Source organism: Streptococcus sp. 2020WUSS089 (assembly GCF_044427405.1).
Classification (GTDB): Bacteria; Bacillota; Bacilli; order Lactobacillales; family Streptococcaceae; genus Streptococcus; species Streptococcus hashimotonensis.
In genome coordinates this window covers 69,205-89,261 of sequence record NZ_JAOTGD010000003.1, presented here as the reverse complement: position 1 = coordinate 89,261, position 20,057 = coordinate 69,205, and the positions used below count along the sequence as shown (strand labels likewise).

The window sequence follows — 20,057 nt, the reverse complement described above, 5'->3', positions numbered from 1 at the left end:
AGCGAAACAACAGCCTTTCATCAGCTTATTATTGGCTAGACTACTTCTTGAAAGCCTTATACAGCAAATAAAGCCCTACAAGAAAGCCTAGACTAGCAGCAGGTTTTAAAAATAGCACATGAATAAATGAATTTAGCCAGAGCCAAATCTCTCTATCTACAATCTGAATCGGGTCCATATGAAACAATAGGACACTACACGAAAGAACAATGACACTACTTAAAAATAAAGTATTTTTATCAATCTGTTTCATTAGGTTACTCCTTTTATCAGCCTATTTTCTATATACAAAACATAATATTTTCATATTATTATGATATACTATTTTTAAAAATGTTATTTATTTTGTTACATATTTTCACATTTTTTTGAATGGAGTAGTTTATGCGGTGGGATTACGGAAGTGTTTATAAGAGCATTCGGAAAAGCAAACGTTTGAGCCAAGAGCAAGTATGTGGAGATTTTATCAATCGGACTACTTTGGTTCGTTTCGAGAAAAATCAAACTATTCCCAGCTACGAACTCATGCGATTCTTGCTCAAGCAAGTTGATATGACCTTCGAGGAATTCGAATACCTCTGTAACTACTATCAACCTAGCCAACGCCAACAATTGCTCTATGATATAGATAATCTCAGGAATCCTACCACTAAGATGATGGAGGATTTGATAAAGCGTTGCCACGACCACTTGAACAAAGAACCAGATGATGGTCCTATCCGTCGAAAATGCCAACTTTTAGAAACCGTAGTAGCCATTCGAAAAAGCACTTCTTTCAATCAGATTTCCGAAGAAGCTGAAACCCTTTCAAAACTTCTGTGGTCAGAGCTAGAACGATATGACAACTGGTACCATAACGATATTATCTTGGTCGGCACTCTTCTGTCTAAGATTTCTTCACTTGATAGCCTTGAAGAAACTGCCAATCTTCTTCTAAAACGATTAGAAAAATACAAGGATTACAAGCGAATCCAGCCCACCATACTATCTTTCTACCAACAACTATCCCTTTTTACCCTTGAACAAAAACAGTACAGCAAGTCTACTTTTTTTGCCACCAAACTCATGGAACTAGCCAAGCAAGAAAAACGCTATGACCAACTAGCCCGTGCCTATGTCTACCTAGGCATAGCCCAAAACAAGCAGGAACTGATTGACAAAGGACTACAAATCTTGGAATTGACGGACGAGCAAGCACTTCTCGACAACCTCCAATTTCTTATCAAACAACACCAAACTGACTGAAATCTTCAGTCAGTTTTTTTGTGGTACTAAAAAACGACCCTTTCGGATCGTTCTCAATTATAGTCTTTTAGTTTACTTTTAGTACTCGCTTCAAAGGTTTGGGGAACCTTTGAAGGCTGGAGATAGTGCGAACCAAGTTCGCTTCAAAAGCCGCAGGCATAACTCAATGCTTTCTTGTTTCTAGGCATTGACTTGAAACAGTCCCCCAGACTGTTTCAATCAGGCAAGGTGAGTTCAAATAATGATGAAATTATTTGAAGTTGGAAATAGGGAAACGGAGTTTCCTCGTTCGTCGACGTAATAAAAGATAAACTAAATGACGATATCTTAGTAGTATTCCCCTTGTCTATAGTCCCAAGAGTTGAAGTGGTCTGACAGGTGCATCATGATTTTATCGATGTCCAGACCCTTACGGATGACAACTGGGCATGGGCTGATAGAACGGCTATCTGCACCTTGTTCTGGAATCAGTTTACCATCTTTGTCTACCATGGACACCATAACCCCTTGCTCATAGCGGGTTTCAATGGTCTTGTCTGGCTGGATAGAGGCCACGTAGTCATCCGCCTCGATAATCAAATCCACCTTAGAAGCAATCCGCTCACCGATACCTTCCACCTTACCACGATTACCCTTACCTGACGGGTTAGCAGATGAAGCGTAGACCATACGGCCTTCTTTTTCCCACATTTCCTTAGCAATCTGCTCGCCAGCCACACCAAACTTGATAACAAAGCAAGAAGTACCACGAACGTCGGTCATCAACTCTTCACGACCATCGCCATAAGCCTGCAACTTGGCATAAGCCTCTGGTTTCCAAGGCAAGATACAACCCAACAAAATGTCCTCATCCCAATGTTTTTGGTAGAAAGCATCAATCTCAGGAGTCAACTGAGCCAACTCACGAAGCTCCTCCATGCTACCACAAAGTACGACCCCTGGCTTATTACGCTTACGCTCTTTGGCATCAAACTTACGCTCCAAGCCAACCTTGTCAGCAGTCATGATGATGTAACCAACCTTAGTTGGGCAGACAATCACGCCTCCCTCACCCTTGATAATGTCAAGACCTTCTTGTGAAAGTGCGCCATCCCAGTGAATTTGTTTCGTCATAATCATTTCCTCTTTTCTTTTGTTTCATAGCAGAGCGACCTGCTTGTTTTCTAATATATTTAGTTTTGCCAGTAGCTTGGGCGATTCCCCTCATACTCAGCAATTAAATCCTGATACTGTAATGTAATACCAATATCATCCAAGCCATTGAGCAACTTGTGTTTCCAGTCCTGTTCGATGTCAAATGGGAATTCCCCAAAAGGCGTCCGTATCAACTGGTCTGCCAAGTCAACCGTGATTTCTTGGGCAGGAGCCAGCTGAGCCAGTTGGTCCCTGACTTCTTTGGGCTGGATAATGGGCAGAATCCCATTGTTCAAGTCATTGTTGTAATGGATATCCCCAAAGGAGCCTGCAATGATGACCTTGAAGCCATAATCTGCCAGAGCCCAAGCAGCGTGTTCCCTAGAGGAACCTGCTCCGAAGTTGTCCCCAGATATGAGGATACTGGCTCTTTGATAGGCAGGCTGATTGAGAATGAAATCAGGATTGTCCGTGTAGTCATCATCCAAGTATCGCCAAGCATAGAGCAGATACTTACCAAATCCTTTTTTGTCAATCAGCTTGAGAAACTGCTTGGGCAGGAGCTGGTCAGTATCAATATTATCATTCATGAGCGGAACGGTTGTTCCTGTCCATGTGGTAAATTGGTGCATTAAACTCCCTCCTTGAGAATGTCTAGCTGTCTAGTGTCGACAAATCGTCCATAAAGCGCAGCTGCGGCAGCCATCGCAGGACTACACAAGTGGGTCTTTGCCCCAAAGCCCTGTCGGTCTTCAAAGTTTCGATTACTTGTAGAGGCGCAGTGGACACCTGCAGGCACCTTGTCTGGATTCATACCCAGACACATGGAGCAACCTGGATCTCGCCATTCAAAACCAGCCTCCATGAAAATCTTGTCTAGACCAAGCTTTTCTGCAGCTCGCTTGACAGGGCGACTGCCTGGTACGACAATAGCCGTAACCTGCTCTGCTATTTTCCGCCCCTTAACAATCCTAGCTGCCAGCTGCAAATCGCTGAGGCGAGCATTGGTACAGGAGCCTAGGAAGACATAGCCAACGGGAATGTCCGCAGCCTTTTGCCCAGGAGCCAAGTCCATGTAAGCATAGGCCCGCTCGTCGTTGTGGTCACGGATGGATGGGAAAGTTTCGTCAAAGCTAACCCCCATAGCAGGAGTGGTCCCCCAAGTCACCATGGGTGCCAAGTCCGACACATCAAGGACCAGGTGCTTGTCATAGACGGTGTCCGCATCCGAGTAGAGCTCCTTCCAGTCTTCCACCGCCGCATCGAAGTCCGCTGGTGCACACTCCCGACCTCGCAGGTAGTCAAAGGTGGTCTGGTCTGGAGCCATAATGCCCATCTTAGAGCCGAACTCAATGGACATATTGCAAATCGTCATCCGCTCTTCCATGCTGAGTCGGTCGATGACGGGACCTGCAAACTCGACCACATGACCCAAACCACAATCCACGCCGTAGCGGGCAATCAGAGCCAGGATAAAGTCCTTAGCATAGACCCCTCTTTGTGCCTGACCGACAAACTCCACTAGGAGTCGCTTAGGTTTGACCTGCCAAATGGTCTGGGTAGCGAGAACGTGCTCCACTTCAGAAGTACCAATCCCAAAGGCAATAGCTCCAAATGCTCCGTGAGTCGCTGTATGGCTATCTCCACAGACGATGAATTTCCCTGGCTGGGTCCTGCCTGTTTCTGGTCCAACCATGTGGACAATCCCCTGATGTTCCGAACCATGGGCTGCGTGGGGAATGCCGAAATCTTCTATATTCTTAGCCAAGGCATCCATCTGAGCCTTGGAAATGACATCACGGATATTGTGAATATCAACGGTTGGCACGTTGTGGTCAAAAGTCGCAAAGGTCAAGTCTGGGCGCCGAACAGATCGCCCTGTATCCCTCAATCCTTGAAAGGCCTGGGGACTGGTCACCTCGTGGACATAATGTTGATCAACATAGAGGAGCTGAGGCTGACCTTCCTGCCCTGTAATCACATGGCGGTCCCAGAGCTTATCGAAAATGGATTTTCCACTCATATCTACCCACCTCCAATCTGGGCAATAATGGCCTCTGTCATTTCTTTGGTAGAGGCGGTCCCACCTAGATCTTTCGTGAAAACGCCTTGTGCAAAGACCGCTTCAATAGCTTGGCGAATGGTCTGACCTGCTTGGACCAAATCAAAACTTTCTTCCAGCATCATGGCAACAGATAGAATCATACTGACAGGATTGGCAATGCCCTGACCGGCAATATCCGGAGCCGAACCGTGAATCGGTTCGTAGAGACTGGGACCTGCTACCGCATGACTAGCAGAAGGCAGAACCCCCAGCGTTCCTGTTAATACGCTGGCTTCATCCGACAAAATATCTCCGAAAAGATTTTCCGTCACCAAGACGTCAAACCGACTAGGATTGGTAATCAAAAGCATGGCTGCGCTATCCACCAACTGGTGCTCCAAGGTCACATCTGGGTAGTCCTTAGCCACCTCATCCGCTACCTTACGCCATAATTTTGACGTCGCCAGTACATTTTGTTTATCAATGCTGGTGACTTTTTTTCGTCTTTTTTGGGCTAGGTCAAAGGCAGAGCGGACAACCCGTTCAATCTCTTCTGCCTGATAGGTATTGCTATCGCTGGCTTGGTCTGTCTCCAGAATGTGCTCTCCAAAATAAATCCCACCTGTCAACTCCCGTACCATGACCAAATCCACACCGTCCAGCCGGTCGGCCTTCAGAGGAGAATAGTCTTTCAGGCTATCAAAAATTTTCACCGGACGGATATTGGCAAAGAGACCCAGTTCCTTCCGAAGTTGAAGCAGACCTTGTTCTGGTCGAATAACTGCATCATCATATTGAGGGCTACCGATTGCTGCTAACAAAATCGCATCTGCCTGACGGCAGGCTTGCAAGGTAGCATCTGGTAGAGGATGGCCAGCCGCATCAATCCCAGCGCCACCAAAAGCTCTCTCCTCAATCTCATAATCAAATCCTACTTGCCCAGCAACAGCCTCGAGGACTGCTAGGCCAGCCTCCATGATTTCAGGACCGATTCCATCACCAGCCAAGGCTACAATTTTTTTCGTCATACTTCCTCCTAGATGTGTGGCAACTCTTTCTCAGATAGTTTCTTATCAATCTGTCCGCTATTTTCTTTCTGTACCATGATATTGGCATGAATATAGGCAATGGCAGAAGCCTTCACCACGTCAAAGTCAATACCAGAGGCATTAAAGACCGTTTCCGTTGCCTTGTTTTCTACAGCAACTAGCACACGCGCCTGGGCATCGATACCGTCGGTAATAGCGTCAATATGGTAGCGTTCCAAACTAATCTCTTGGTGGAAGAATTGGTCAATAGCATTAAAGACAGCCTCAACCGAGCCCTTGCCTGACTCCACAACGACCACTTCTTCCTCATTCTGATTGATGAAGATGACCTGAGCCTGAATACTTCCGTCAGACTGACTATCCAAACGCAAATCTTTAAATTGGAAACCATCGCGATTGCTGATTTCTGTCCCAGCTACCAGAGCTCGAATATCAGCATCCGTAATTTTTTCCTTCTTGTCTGCCAGGTTTTTGAAACGAGCAAACAAACTAGCAACATCACTTTCTTCAAAATACAGGTCTAGTTCTTTCAGCTTTTCCACAAAAGCATGGCGACCAGATAATTTACCTAGTGGCAGAGAATTTTTCTTGACCCCTACCAACTCAGGTGTAATGATTTCATAGGTCAATGGATTTTTCAAGACACCATCTTGGTGAATTCCTGACTCGTGAGAGAAGGCATTGCCACCGACAACCGCCTTATTGCGTGGAATGGCAATCCCAGAAAAGCGAGATACTAATTCCGAAGTATTGAGCGTTTCCTTAAGAACAATCGGACTAGTCACATCATAGAAATCTTTCCGAATTTCAAGGGCAACTGCTACTTCTTCAAGGGCCGCATTCCCTGCTCGCTCCCCGATACCGTTGATAGTTCCCTCGACACGACCGGCACCGTTTTTAATGGCCGATAGGGTATTGGCAACAGCCATACCTAGGTCATTATGGCAATGCGGACTGAAAATAATCTCACGGTCCGATTTGACATTTGTCGTCAAGTAACGGAAAATTTCTCCGTAGTGCTGAGGAGTCGTAAAGCCGACTGTATCTGGAATGTTGATGTAGGTCGCACCTGCATCAACCGCTGTCTGCACCACTTCAAGCAAGTAATTCAACTCCGTCCGTGTCGCATCCTCTGGCGAGAACTCAACCACTTCAAAACGCTCACGTGCATAGCTGACATGTTCAGTGATTTGCGCCAAAATTTCTTCCTTGGTCTTTTGAAGTTTAAATTCACGGTGAATGGGGCTGGTCGCAATGAAAACATGGATCTGCGGATACTTGGCATCTTTCAGAGCCTCATAACAAGCATCAATGTCTGATTTTACCGACCGTGCCAAACCTGTCACAGCCGTCTTGGTCATCGCTGCCGCAATCTGACGAACCGCTTCAAACGAATCAGGACTGGCCGCTGGGAAACCCGCTTCAATAGCAGAAATCCCCCATTTTTCCAACTGCTTGGCGATGGTCACTTTTTCTTTAATCGAAAAATTCACACCCGGCGTCTGTTCACCATCTCGTAAAGTCGTATCTAAAAATTCAATCACACGCATAAGAATACCTTTCTAAATAACCCTAACGTCAATATTAGGTTCTCTTTCTTAGTTTTCAAAGTATACTAAGAAAAAGAAAACACCTCGAGGACTATTACCTGCGAGATGTTGTCAACAGCGCCCGCTTGGTAAGCCAAACAGGACTAATGCATTCTTTCAGCACTAGCCCGACCGTCGCAACAACAAAGCAAAGAATTTTGTAGTGACAGGTTTCATTTGACTTTTTCCTTTCAGTATTCTGGAACCGGTATTCACAGTTCAGCACTTCCATCTAAGGCTAGTATTTCAGCTACTCATCGTTAGTTTTTTTCAAAATACGTCAGTATTCCCTCAAAAAACTGCCTTGATTAGCGAAAAACTATCTCTTATATACAAGCACTTCACTTGTGAATACAGGTTCTTAATTGTTTACAATGATACCTTACTTTTTTTCACTTGTCAACAGAAAAATGGAAATTTTCTGAAAAATCCGAACAATACGGCAATTCGTACAAATCCAGATAATAGAAAACCATGCTCCAATTGAAGCACGGTTCAGGTGTTTAATTCCGCCTTGAGCTGCTAAAAATCGCCACCAGCAATACTGCTCCAAAGACTGACGGTACCAGGGCCATACCAGCAAACTGTGGACCCCAATCACCAAAGAGCAACTGTCCAATCCACGAACCAGCAAGTCCAAGGATGATATTTCCAAGACAACCACGACGGTCGTCTGATGAAGTAAGAGCGCCTGCAATCAAGCCAATAATGGCACCTGCGATAATACTTGTTAACATCTTGTTTTCCTCCTTATTTACAAAATGGGAGTGGGAAAGAACTCGACTAGGTCAAAAAGAGTTCGTCTTCCCACCCCCGCACAGTTGATTAGGTCAGATTTGGAGTGCAAAACACGAACAAATCTGCCAATCAACCACTGCGCTGAGATGTTGATACGAACTCTGAGAAGTGATCCTGAGCTTTTTGCCCAGTTTCATTCAAATATCATTAAATCGCCCACTCACCGTCACGGAAGATTGGCACACGAGTACCGTCTTCACGGATTCCGTCAATGTTCATCTTGTTAGAACCAATCATAAAGTCCACGTGAACATCTGAGCGGTTGAGACCAGCTTCTTTCAACTCTTCTTGGCTCATTTCCGTGCCACCTTCGATAGAGAAGGCATAAGCTTGACCAATCGCCAAGTGGTTTGAGGCATTTTCATCAAAGAGAGTGTTGAAGAAAGTCACACCTGATTGAGAGATTGGGCTCTTGTCTGGCACAAGGGCAACCTCACCGAGACCACGTGCACCAGCGTTATCAAAGACTAATTTCTTCATGACTTCATCGCCTTTTTCAGCCGTCACGTCTACGATTTCACCGTCTTTGAAGGTTACTTTGATGCCTTCGATGATGTTACCATTGTAGCTGAGTGGTTTTGTTGACGTTACATAACCGTCTACCACACGGTAGTCAGGTGCTGTGAAGACCTCTTCTGTTGGCATGTTGGCAATAAAGTGTTCACCTTGGGCATTAACCGAACCAGCCGCTTCCCACAAGTGATTCTTCGGCATACCGAGAACGAGGTCAGTTCCTGGTGCTGTGTAGTGCAATTTGACAAACTGCTCATCGTTAAGCACCTTAGCCTTAGCCACCAAGCGTGCTTCGTGCTCTTCCCAAGCCTTGATTGGATCTTCCTCGTAGATACGGCAAGTCTTGAAGATTTGGTCCCAAAGGAGGTCCACTGCCTCTTCGTCAGACGCTGCATTTGGGAAGACTTTTTTAGCCCATTCCAAACCAGAGGCTGCACCGAGTGTCCAGCTGATTTTGTTAGCTTGGGATGCTTGCCGCATTGGGTTCAAAGCCTGGCTGAGTGCACGAGCGTTGCGAGACAATTTCTCTGGATCAACGCCATCGTAAGCACCTGGATCTTCTGACAAAACAACCAAACGGCTAGCCTTACGCTCCAAAAGGTAGTTCATTTCAGTGATGCGTTGTGGATGAACTTGTTCCAAAAGTTCCACATCTACATTGACCAAACGTTCACGCGCAATCACATCGTCCAACCAGTTGACCAAGACTTCCTTAGCACCGTGAGCATATGCTTCTTTGACAATCAAACGAGCCAACTCAGCCTGATCTACTCCAATTGTCAATTGAATCGTGTGACCTGGTTGCACATTGATACCTGTTGAAACCAAAAGTTTAGCATATTTAGCGAGATTTTCTTTAAAATTTGGTAATACCATCTTTTTCTCCTTTGTACTTTGAAATACCCTATTATTGTATCATATTTTAAGCTAGACAGATAAAAAAACTTCCTGCTGATACAGGAAGTTGGAAAGGTTAGCTCTGGGAGATAGTTGGAGCTGGAAGATAAAGCGAACGGAGTTCGTGTCAAAAAGCCGAAGGTATACCCCCGCTCCTCTCTTGTTTTAAGGGAGCAGAGTGTAAAGCTCCAGTGGAGCTTTACACTCATCACTTCAAGTCAACAACATCTGACTTCAATTTTCGCAGAGTAAAGTTTTCAGTTTGCATTTAGTACTTGCTCTAACTATCTGGGAGACAGTTAGAGGTTGGAGATAAAGCGAACAGAGTTCGTATCAACAGCTGTAGGCTGCTTCAACAGTCAGAGTAGTGACTGTTGAAGGTTGGAAATCTTACTTACGATAGTAAGTAACGCTCGTAACGTACGCCGAAGCGAGTTCAAACAATCCAGTGGAGTGTTTGAAGCTGGAAATAGGGAGTGAGAAAGAACTCGACTAGGTCAAAAAGAGTTCGTCAACAAGTCTTTATTTCTAGTTGTTGAGCTGAAACAGTCTATTCCCAGACTGTTTCACTCCCACCCCCGCATAACTCCAAAGGTTCGGGGAACCTTTGGAGGTTGGAGATGAAGCGAACTTTGTTCGCAACAGTCGTAATGGTCAGATTTGGAGTGTAAGACACGAACAAATCTGCCAATCAACCACTGCGCTGAGATGTTGGCACGAACTCTAAGAAGTGGCGCTGGGCTTGAGCCCAGCCCTTATCTGCCGACGTAATAAAACAAACTGTAAATATGTATACTCAATGAAAATTGAAGTCAGACTAGGCGACGCAGATGTAGATAGAACTTAAGTTCATCACATCAAGTCAACAACGTCTGACTTCAATTTTCGCAGAGTATTAGTTACCAAAAACCTTTACACGGTCACTATCCGCCATATAGTCTTTGTCTGCTGCTGGAGCTGCGATGCTTCCGAATGGTGCTTGTGCACGGAGTTTCCAGTTAGCTGGGATACCGTATTTTTCAGCAACTTGTGCGTCAACCAATGGGTTGTAGTGTTGTACGTTCATGCCGATGTTTTTCTCAGCGAAAGCCAACCATACTGCGTACAAGTTGATACCGTGAGCTTGTTCAGACCAGATCGGGAAGTTTTCAGCGTAAAGTGGGAAGCTTTCTTGCAAGCCTTTAACCACGTCTTGGTCTTCGAAGAACAAGATAGTACCAGCACCAGCCGCAAAACCAGCCAAACGACCTTTTGTGCCTTCAAAAGCTTCTGCTGGCGTTACTTTTTCTAATTCGCTGTAGGCAATTTCATTCCAAAAAGCGTCTGATTCAGCTCCGAAAAGTACAACTGCACGGCTTGATTGTGAGTTGAAAGCTGATGGAGATTCTTTCATGGCTTTCTCAACAAGTGCTACTACTTCTTCATTTGATACAGGTAGGTCTTTACCAAGTGCATAGATAGAACGACGAGTTTCTTGAAGTTTTGCAAAGTTTGACATAGGATTTCCTCTTTTCTTATTGTTACTACATAGTAGTTTTTATCACTATGTAGAGATTATATACCTATCAAAAATATTAGTCAAGAGTTTTGATTTCTTTTTATAAAAAAATTCACTGCTTCCAAAAGAAACAGTGAACAAGTTTAAAACAAATCATCAAAGAGACTGAGCTGGTTATCCTCTGGCATTTTACCGAGAATGCCCATTTCATCCATTTTTTCGACCAGTGTACCTGACAATCCACCACGCTTACGGAGTTCTGTCTTAGAGAGGAATTCTCCCTCTGCACGCGCCGCCACAACCTGCTTGGCAACGTTCTCTCCCAGACCATCCATAGCGACAAATGGTGGGATAAGGGTATCTTCTTCAATCAAGAAGTCGGTCGCATGAGACTTGTAAAGGTCCAATTTGCCGAACTTGAAGCCACGTTCCAGCATCTCATTGACCAACTCTAAGGTGGTGTAAAGGTCCTGCTCAACGTTTGAGGCTTCGTTGTTCTTCTTCTTGAGGGCAATTTCTTCCATCTTGGCCTTGACTTTATCTAGACCGCCTGACATGGTCGCCAAATCAAAGGCCTTGGCACGAATAGAGAAATAAGCACAATAGTAGTAGAGTGGATGATGAACCTTGAAATAGGCAACCCTCAAGGCCATCATAACGTAGGCAGCCGCGTGGGCTTTAGGGAACATGTACTTGATTTTCCCACAGGATTCGATGTACCAGTCTGGCACCTTGTTATCCTTCATGGCTTGGATATAGCCATTTCGCTCTTCCTCGGAAATCTTGAGCCACATGCCCTTCCGCACCCGCTCCATGATGTTAAAGGCCATCTTAGGTGGCAAACCTGCGTGCATGAGATAAACCATGATGTCATCCCGACAACCGATAACTGTGGATAGGTCGGCAATTCCTGCCTTAATCAAGTCCTGGGCATTGCCCAACCATACGTCTGTACCGTGGGATAGACCAGACAGCTGCAAGAGTTCTGCAAAGGTGGTCGGTTTGGTTTCCTCCACCATCCCCCGTACAAAGTTGGTCCCGAATTCCGGAATGCCCAGCATACCTGTCGGTGTCCCAATCTGCTCTGGTGTAACTCCCAGAATTTCTGTACCTGAGAAGAGGGCCATCACTCCCTTGTCATCGGCAGGAATGGTCTGCGGATCAATGCCTGACAAGTCCTGCAACTTGCGAACCATGGTCGGATCATCGTGACCCAGGACATCGAGTTTCAAGACGTTTTCATCAATATCGTGGAAGTTAAAGTGGGTGGTCTGCCAGTTGGCCGTCACATCATCGGCAGGATACTGAACAGGCGTAAAATCATAAACATCCATGTAGTCAGGAAATACGATAATTCCCCCTGGGTGCTGACCAGTCGTCCGTTTGACACCGGCCGCGCCAGCAGCCAAGCGTTCTACTTCCACATCTCGATAGAATTTGCCATAATCCCGCTCATAGCCTCGGACAAAACCATAGGCAGTCTTAGCAGCTACCGTACCTACCGTTCCTGCACGGAAGGCATTTTCCTCCCCGAAAATATCCCGAACATCCAAATGGGCAGACGGTTGGTCATCCCCTGAGAAGTTCAAGTCAATATCGGGAACTTTGTCTCCATCGAAACCAAGGAAGGTCTCGAAAGGAATGTCCTGACCATCTTTTTTATATTTGGTCCCACACTTTTCACAATCCTTGTCTGGCAGGTCAAAACCTGAACCATAGGAACCGTCTGTGATAAATTCACTGTGTTGACAATTTGGACAGACATAGTGAGGAGGCATAGGGTTTACCTCGGTAATCCCAATCATGGTCGCAACGAAACTGGAGCCGACAGACCCCCGTGAACCCACCAGGTAGCCCCGCTCGTTGGAACGGTGCACCAACATCTGCGACGCCAGGTAAATCACGGCGAATCCATTACCCAGAATGGACGTCAATTCCTTCTCAATCCGCAGGTCAATAATATCAGGCAGAGGATTGCCATAAATTTCAAAGGCTTTTTGATAGGTTAATTCCGCAACCGTTTCCTCGGCCTTCTCAATATAAGGCGTGTAGAGGTCGGTCTTGACTACCTGAACATCTTCAAACCGATCGAGCATGGCATTGGGATTGGTAATGACAATCTCACGGGCCAGACTTTCTCCCAAGAAGGCAAATTCGTCCAACATCTCGCTGGTCGTTCTAAAGTGAGCTTTTGGCAGCGGTGCTGGCTGAGCGTTCTCACCATTTCCGATGGTCCAGTTAATCGGTGCCCCTTGACCTAGAGCACGAACAATGATTTCCCGATAGATTTCCTCTTCGGGGTCAATATAGTGAACATTTCCTGTCGCCAAAACTGGCAGACCTGCCCTATGTCCTACCTCAATCAACTGCTTGATAGTTTCTTCAATCTCTGCCATGTCCTTAAACTGCTCCTTGGCAATCATAGGAGCATAGAGGGCAGGTGGCATAACTTCGATAAAATCATAATAGGCTGCCGTTTTAACCGCTTCATCTATCCCTTTGGAAAGCAAATCATCGAAGACCTCGCCCTCTTGACAGGCTGTTCCCAATATTAAACCTTCACGATGGGCATTGAGAACGGTCCGTGGAATACGTGGAACTCCCTCAAAATACTTGGTATTGGAAAGAGAGACCAGTTTGAACATATTTTTCAAACCAACTTGATTGATCACATATAACGTGGCATGCTTGACACGAGCCTTCTTATAGGAATCCTCTGCAATCAGCTCCGTATTTAGCTGGTTGAGATTGGTCAAATTGTGCTTCTCCAGAGCATCTTTTAGGAAGATGAAGAGAAGGCGCCCTGTCGCCTCCGCATCGTAGTTGGCCATGTGGTGATGTTCAAGAGCAACACCAAACCGCTTGGTGAGAGGACCTAAACCATGACGCTTAAAGTCGGGGTAGAGGTTACGAGCAAATTCCAAGGTATCAATGACAGGCTGGCTAATAATAGGTAAGCCTGCTCGTTCATAGTTGACATTCATAAAGCCAACGTCAAAGGTCGCGTTGTGGGCAACCATGACGGAATCTTGACAGAAATCTTGAAACTCACGCAGGACTTGTTCCAGAGGTTTAGAACAACGCACATGCTCATCTGTGATTCCTGTCAGATCTGTTGTAAATTGACTGAGCGGATGACCTGGATCGATAAATTCATCAAATTCCGCAATAATATTGCCCTTGTGCATCTTAGACGCCGCAATCTGAATCAGGGCATTGTTGACTGCAGAGAGACCGGTTGTTTCCACGTCAAAGACCACATAGGTTGCTTCGGACAGGACTAAATCTGCTTCGTTGTAAGCAATGGGCACAGAGTCCTCGACAATATTGGCCTCCATCCCGAAGAGGGGCTTGATTCCAGCTTTACGGGCAGCATGATAGCCATGGGGGAAGGACTGGACATTACCATGGTCAGTAATGGCCACCGCCTTGTGTCCCCAAGCCGCAGCACGTGCCACCAAGTCCTCAACAGCAGGCAGGGCATCCATGGTAGACATGTTGGTATGAGCATGAAACTCGACCCGTTTCTCCCCTTCAGGCATAAGGTCCTTACGGATTTCCTTCTTGACCTCTTGGACTTCCTGCACGTTCATAGTCAAATCACGAGTGAAATTATTGGTCTCCACATTGCCTCGTACCCGCAACCAGTTGCCCTTTTTGACCATATCAAACTTCTGGGCCTCTTCCTCATTCTTAGCCCACTTCTGCAAGGTAAAGGACGAAGTATAGTCGGTCATCTTAAAGTTGATAATGACCCGTCCCGTCTTGGTCGTCTTCTGCTCAACCTCAAAGACCAGTCCCTCAAAGACAATCCGGTTCTCCTCACTATCCACCTCAATCATAGGAGTAATCTCAGCCTTTTCGATATTGACCTTGGCAGGACGATTTTTCTTATATTCTGGGACAAATGGCTGAGCTGCCTCTGGTGGTGGCGCCATTTGAGCCAGTTGTTCAAGGGCCGCCAAGTTTTCTTCATTAGCTTGCTGGTAAATTTCCTCATTCTGCGCATGGAAAATCTCCGCTTGTTGCTGCGTCATTTCCTGACAGACTTGGATGTCCACCGCAAGATTGCCAAAACCAAATCGCTTGTATTGTTCCACAAGATTTGGCAGATGATTCTTCCGAAAATGATCTGTGTCAATGGTTTCAGGACCTTTTATCCACAAAACACCATCTCTATAAGTCACCTCTAATGGCTGAAAAAGAGCCTTGAAGCCTGCACTCTGGCACAAATCTTCCGTAAAAGCTTCTGGATAATAAGCTTCTACCAAACCAGCTTCAAAGGCCTCCGCATCGCTGACAATAGAAAATTGAATCTTATTGCCCACCTTTTCAAACTCCGTCGCCAAACGAGCCTTGAAGAGTTGATAGTCCATGAGCGGCAAGGGGGTTTCAAAACGGAAGGTAAATTCCCAGAGTTTGCTGACCTTGTGCAAGACTACTTTCTCAATCGTTGCAGTCGAAAAAGCCCCTGATTGTCGTGCATCAAGAGGCATTCCGATTTGTTGTAGCAAGAGTTGAAACTTATCTGACATACTTATTTCCTTTGTAGTTCGTTAGAAACATTTTACCATAAATGAAAGAATTTTTCTTGGACTAAGCCAGGGACTTTTCTGGCAGGACACCACCATTTAAACTGGGAGTGGGACAGAACTCGACCAATCTAAAGAGTTCGTCAACAATTTTTCGTTTTAAGTTGTTGAGCTGAAACAGTCTATCTCCAGACTGTTTCACTCCCACCCCCGCATAGCTCCAAAGGTTCGGGGAACCTTTGGAGGTTGGAGATGAAGCGAACTTTGTTCGCAACAGTCGTAATGGTCAGATTTGGTGTGTGAAACACGAACAAATCTGCCAATCAACCACTGCGCTGAGATGTTGACACTAACTTTGAGAAGCGTGGCAGGACTTTTTGCCCAGCCCTTTCGTGTTATAATAGAGATATAAGAAGGTAGTTGCGTCAACAACTACCCAACGTAGAACCGTTAAAAAGACGGTGGCTCATTAATTTTAGCTAAAGAAATAGCCGTTACTTGCCAAAGTATGGACGGCTATTTCTTCTGGTCATTTTCTTTGAAGATTTTATAGCACAAGCTGACTAAAGCAATGGTAAAGCTACCTAAAGCCAGAATCGTTTGTACAACTTCAAAAGCTGAAACTAGCCCCGACGTTTTATTTTATAGGTATGAAATCCCCAGTATGCCACTGCCTTTTAAACTTGCTTTTTCAAGCTTTCGTGTTATAATAGAAATAGAAAAAGGCAGTTGCGCTAACAACTACCCAACGTAGAACCGTTAAAAAGACGGTGGCTCATTAATTTTAGCTAAAGAAATAGCCGTTACTTGCCAAAGTATGGACGGCTATTTCTTTTGGTCATTTTCTTTGAAGATTTTATAGCACAAACTGACTAAAGCAATGGTAAAGCTACCAAAAGCCAGAATCGTTTGTACAACTTCAAAAGCTGTCAAAAGAATGCTCCCCCCTTTCTGTTAGATTTTGATGAATTGCCCATAGGCATCACCTCACTTTCAGAAAATCGAGAGCCACCGTCTTCACCTTTTCTACTAAATAATTATACCATAAACTTGATAAAAATATGAATACAGAACAAAAATCCTCAGAACGCTTTCCGAGGATTTTATTTATTTATATTGTGAATTTTTCAATACCTAGTTATTCCAGCGTACTTACTGAACATAAATACGACAAGATTGACCTGATAAACTTTCTATAAGTGGCTTAACTGTATTTACATTTGTAAATTGTTCTAAAGCTAATGTAGCAAGCTTTTTAGGATTTTTTAGTTCAAACCAAGTATAATTTGACTGACTTTCTTGGATCGTATCAAACTGTGACGGATTTTGATATGCATTACTTGGTGTCTTACTATGGAACTCTCCAAAGTCATCAACTTCCGCAATAAAGCCGTCCGAGAAGTCTCCTAGTGTCATGATGAGTTGGTCTGGTTGTTTATTTTTACCTACCTTTGTCACATTTTCAGTCGGCACTGTAAACAAAACTCTGCCGCCGTTATTTATTGCGTGATTATAGTGTGCATCTAAAACATCTTTAGCAGACATACCGTTCAATCTGTCTCCCAATTTATAGGCCACAATTAGATTTACATCCTTTTTATTTTCTACGTGATTACTCATCCCTACTCTCCTTTCCGTCTCACTCCTACTGCCAATCCGAGCATGCCCAGTCCTGCTCCGTTGTCGCCACTGCTGTATCAATGGCTTGCGCTACTTGACTGGCTTCATCAACCACTGCCTGAGCATCTGCACATCCTGAGCAGTGACCGGTTGGCTACTGGTCGTCGAACTGACAGCTTCCGCCTCTGCTGGACTAGTGGCTGTGACGATTTCGTCTGCTTGGACTTCGCTTCCCAAAACAGACAAACCTGTCGCAAGGACGAGTCCGGTCAATTGTTTTTTCTTTGTCATCTTATCATCCTTCTGAATCGTTTTATGACAAACTTTTTGTTTATCAGTACCATTCTCCTCCCTGACCATTTTTTTCAAGGTATTTTATCTAAAAATAGAAAGAGTGCAAGAAAAACCTCTATGGGAAAACCCCTAGAGGTGGATGTTCTATGAAAAGAGGAGCCTACCAAGCCGCAGCTTCTGTCGGTGCTTCTAAAAAGTCCAGCCATTTTTGATCCTTGACACGACAGAGGGTGACAGAAATTCCTCCCATATCTAGACTAGTCATAAACTTACCTGTTTTTATATAGGAAAGCTTCAGACCTTCTAGTTCTAGAAATTGGCAAATGTCGTTCAAAAAGATTCCTTGCTCAACCTCGGACATAGATCCAAGATTATTGACCAAAAGAATATAGTCTTCCCCCTCTTTCCAGCGGAATTTTAATTTTAATTTGTTCACAATTTCGTTGGCTAACTGCTCAGAGGATTCAAAACGAACGGTCCGATAGCCTTCTTCTCCATGGATACCAATGCCGTAAGATATCTGCCCCTCCTCCAAATCAAACAAAGGCAGGGCAGCATTGGGCAAATAGGCCGACTTGGTTGCAAAACCGATGGTCGCAATTTCTGTTGCCAAAGACAGTCCCAGCTGTTCCAATTCATCCAGGCTATAGCCAGTAAGGGCAGCAGCTCCTAATATCTTATGAAGTAGAATGGTCCCTGCAAGCCCCCTATGCCGCATACGGAAATTATTCTTAGTATCGACCGAAATATCGTCATGGGATACGATGTACTTGACTGCAATTCCCTCCTGCCGAGCCGATTCGATGGCTTTTCTAAAAGAGACAAGGTCTGCCTCAAAGTTTTTTACAATCAGAAAAACTCCCTTGCCCTTATCTACTGCATGAATGGCTGCCAAGACTTCTTCAGCAGTTGGTGGAGTAAAAATCTCTCCATAGACTGCTGCAGTCAGCATTCCTTTACCGACGAAGCCAACATGGGCTGGTTCATGACCAGAACCACCGCCAGAAACAATCGGAATCTGTTCCCCATTTTGTCTTCTTTGCAGAACAATCGGAAGCCCCTTCACTTTCTTCACTTTAGGATTGGTTCGACAGAAACCATCCAAATAATCTTCAATAATTGTTGCCTGTCTATTTCTAATAAACACCATATATTAACTCCTACAAAATCAAAAACGACTCGCGAACAAGAGCCACCATTTGCTTCCAATAACTGTGAATCTGACAAGGCGACTGCGTCAGTCCTTCCTTTATCAGTCCAATCCAAGCATTAGCATGATAGAGAATCAAAAAATGCTTATCCTGTTGGGAAATCATTTTCCCCTCCTGAAGCTGGTATTCGTTGATAATTTTCTCCATCAAAACCATAAAGTAGCCTTCTAAATAGCTGACAAAATCATTTTGCCCCTTAATCTCAAAGAGTTGCCTATAGAAAGATTGGTTACTCTCGATGTAGTACAAGAGCTCATCCAGAAGCTTGATTCCACTAATATAGGTCAGATTGTCAGTTACCTGCTCCTGCAATTCTGTTTCAAATATCCAGTCCAGTAACTCATACTTGTCTAAAAAATGGTTGTAAAAGGTTTGACGACGAATCCCTGCTTCCTGCATGATGTCGACAACTGAGATTTTATCAAAGGATTTTTGGGATAGCTGTTTTTTAAAAGCCTTTGCAATCCTTTTCTTTGTAATCAACGAGGTTGGCATATGTCACTTCCTTTCGCTTCCTCTTTATTATACCCTATCATGCTTTTCTTTGGAACAAAAGGGACACTTTGGACAATCTGTCCCTTCCTTTTTTCTTTCGGACAATGTAAAATGTAAGCGCAAACAAAAACAAAGGAGTTTTCTCATGAAAAAAATTATCAATCAACCCGAACATGTCGTTGATGAAATGTTAAAAGGACTTGTCTTTATGCACCAAGATCTTGTCGATCGTATCGATGGATTTGATGTGATTATCCGCAAGGCCGAAAAATCTGGTAAAGTCGGCATCATCTCAGGAGGTGGCTCTGGTCATGAACCTTCTCATGCAGGCTTTGTCGGCAAGGGCATGTTGTCCGCCGCTGTATGTGGCGCAGTATTTACCTCACCAACTCCAGACCAAATCTTGGAAGCCATCAAGGCTGCTGACGAGGGAGCTGGCGTCTTTATGGTCATCAAAAACTACTCTGGCGACATCATGAACTTTGAGATGGCGCAAGAATTGGCGGAAATGGAGGGCATCGAAGTAGCCAGTGTCGTTGTGGACGATGACATCGCTGTGGAAAATAGCCTCTATACCCAAGGCCGTCGTGGGGTAGCAGGTACCATCCTTGTCCACAAGATTCTCGGTCACGCTGCAACAACTGGCAAATCCCTAGCAGAAATCAAGGAACTGGCTGACCGTCTCGTCCCACAAATCAAGACTATCGGCTTAGCCCTATCAGGCGCTACTGTACCAGAAGTGGGCAAACCAGGCTTCGTCCTTGAAGAAGATGAATTTGAATACGGTGTCGGTATCCACGGCGAACCTGGCTATAAGAAAGAAAAACTCCAACCATCTGCTAAATTGGCTGAAGAATTGGTTGAGAAATTGGCTGAAGGCTTCGATATTCAAGATGGCGAGCACTATGGTGTCCTTATCAACGGTCTCGGCGCTACCCCTCTGATGGAGCAATATGTCTTTGCAAACGACGTTGCTCAATTGCTGGCTAAAAAAGGTGTTGTCGTTGACTACAAGAAAATCGGTAACTACATGACATCGATTGATATGGCTGGACTGTCATTGACCTTAATCAAATTAGAAGACCCAAGCTGGATTGACGCTTTGCAGGCCCCTGTTGAAGTGGTAGCTTGGTAGGAG

Annotated in this window: 18 protein-coding genes; 2 read left to right on the top strand and 16 right to left on the bottom strand. The window is 44.9% G+C overall.

Features of this window, described 5'->3' with window-relative positions; genetic code table 11:
* Window positions 1-40: 40 nt before the first annotated feature.
* On the bottom strand, window positions 41-253 hold the full coding sequence (locus tag ODU46_RS04080; protein WP_205013421.1) for a hypothetical protein: 213 nt from the start codon (window positions 251-253) through the stop codon (window positions 41-43).
* Window positions 254-384: 131 nt separating this feature from the next.
* On the opposite strand from ODU46_RS04080, the gene ODU46_RS04075 reads away from it, so the two are divergent.
* A complete protein-coding gene (locus ODU46_RS04075) occupies window positions 385-1,245 on the top strand; it encodes a helix-turn-helix transcriptional regulator (RefSeq protein ID WP_205013422.1) in 861 nt (286 codons plus the stop codon).
* Window positions 1,246-1,572: 327 nt separating this feature from the next.
* Here ODU46_RS04075 and ODU46_RS04070 read toward each other — a convergent pair whose 3' ends face one another.
* From ODU46_RS04070 to dhaS, 15 genes are all read right to left on the bottom strand, one after another.
* On the bottom strand, window positions 1,573-2,358 hold the full coding sequence (locus ODU46_RS04070; RefSeq protein WP_136627969.1) for an L-threonylcarbamoyladenylate synthase: 786 nt from the start codon (window positions 2,356-2,358) through the stop codon (window positions 1,573-1,575).
* Between the two features lie 59 nt (window positions 2,359-2,417).
* On the bottom strand, window positions 2,418-3,011 hold the full coding sequence (gene leuD, locus ODU46_RS04065) for a 3-isopropylmalate dehydratase small subunit (protein ID WP_253221780.1): 594 nt from the start codon (window positions 3,009-3,011) through the stop codon (window positions 2,418-2,420).
* The gene (leuC, locus tag ODU46_RS04060) at window positions 3,011-4,402 is read right to left on the bottom strand and encodes a 3-isopropylmalate dehydratase large subunit (RefSeq protein WP_105120207.1); all 1,392 of its coding nucleotides are present in this window, start codon (window positions 4,400-4,402) and stop codon (window positions 3,011-3,013) included. Before leuC ends, leuD begins: the two co-directional genes overlap by 1 nt.
* A 2-nt stretch (window positions 4,403-4,404) precedes the next feature.
* A complete protein-coding gene (gene leuB, locus ODU46_RS04055) occupies window positions 4,405-5,451 on the bottom strand; it encodes a 3-isopropylmalate dehydrogenase (RefSeq protein ID WP_105153679.1) in 1,047 nt (348 codons plus the stop codon).
* An 8-nt stretch (window positions 5,452-5,459) separates the two neighbouring features.
* Entirely contained in the window at window positions 5,460-7,022 is a 1,563-nt protein-coding gene (locus tag ODU46_RS04050; protein WP_105153678.1) for a 2-isopropylmalate synthase, read from the bottom strand.
* A 542-nt stretch (window positions 7,023-7,564) separates the two neighbouring features.
* Window positions 7,565-7,798 carry a GlsB/YeaQ/YmgE family stress response membrane protein gene (locus ODU46_RS04045; protein WP_002938398.1) on the bottom strand — a complete coding sequence of 78 codons (234 nt, stop codon included), beginning with the start codon at window positions 7,796-7,798 and terminating at the stop codon, window positions 7,565-7,567.
* A 208-nt stretch (window positions 7,799-8,006) separates the two neighbouring features.
* Window positions 8,007-9,248: an aminopeptidase gene (locus ODU46_RS04040; RefSeq protein WP_398579283.1), complete on the bottom strand. Its 1,242-nt coding sequence runs from the start codon at window positions 9,246-9,248 to the stop codon at window positions 8,007-8,009.
* Between the two features lie 916 nt (window positions 9,249-10,164).
* Window positions 10,165-10,767, bottom strand: coding sequence for a nitroreductase family protein (locus ODU46_RS04035; protein WP_202846789.1), 603 nt, complete (start codon window positions 10,765-10,767; stop codon window positions 10,165-10,167).
* A gap of 143 nt (window positions 10,768-10,910) precedes the next feature.
* Window positions 10,911-15,302 carry a PolC-type DNA polymerase III gene (locus tag ODU46_RS04030; protein ID WP_398579282.1) on the bottom strand — a complete coding sequence of 1,464 codons (4,392 nt, stop codon included), beginning with the start codon at window positions 15,300-15,302 and terminating at the stop codon, window positions 10,911-10,913.
* Window positions 15,303-15,815: 513 nt separating this feature from the next.
* Entirely contained in the window at window positions 15,816-15,893 is a 78-nt protein-coding gene (locus ODU46_RS04025; protein ID WP_209307259.1) for a putative holin-like toxin, read from the bottom strand.
* 231 nt (window positions 15,894-16,124) lie between these two features.
* Complete coding sequence (locus ODU46_RS04020) at window positions 16,125-16,238, bottom strand: putative holin-like toxin (RefSeq protein ID WP_309474041.1); 114 nt, start codon at window positions 16,236-16,238, stop codon at window positions 16,125-16,127.
* A 213-nt stretch (window positions 16,239-16,451) separates the two neighbouring features.
* Entirely contained in the window at window positions 16,452-16,919 is a 468-nt protein-coding gene (locus ODU46_RS04015; protein ID WP_395382167.1) for a hypothetical protein, read from the bottom strand.
* A gap of 90 nt (window positions 16,920-17,009) precedes the next feature.
* A complete protein-coding gene (locus tag ODU46_RS04010) occupies window positions 17,010-17,210 on the bottom strand; it encodes a hypothetical protein (RefSeq protein ID WP_205026903.1) in 201 nt (66 codons plus the stop codon).
* A 163-nt stretch (window positions 17,211-17,373) separates the two neighbouring features.
* A complete protein-coding gene (gene dhaQ, locus ODU46_RS04005) occupies window positions 17,374-18,363 on the bottom strand; it encodes a DhaKLM operon coactivator DhaQ (protein WP_313681231.1) in 990 nt (329 codons plus the stop codon).
* Window positions 18,364-18,373: 10 nt separating this feature from the next.
* Entirely contained in the window at window positions 18,374-18,919 is a 546-nt protein-coding gene (dhaS, locus tag ODU46_RS04000; RefSeq protein ID WP_024378834.1) for a dihydroxyacetone kinase transcriptional activator DhaS, read from the bottom strand.
* A 145-nt stretch (window positions 18,920-19,064) separates the two neighbouring features.
* Between dhaS and dhaK the strand changes: the two genes are divergently transcribed.
* Window positions 19,065-20,054 (top strand): dihydroxyacetone kinase subunit DhaK, encoded by a 990-nt coding sequence (gene dhaK / locus ODU46_RS03995; protein WP_105142570.1) that lies wholly within the window; start codon window positions 19,065-19,067, stop codon window positions 20,052-20,054.
* The last annotated feature ends 3 nt before the right edge of the window (window positions 20,055-20,057 follow it).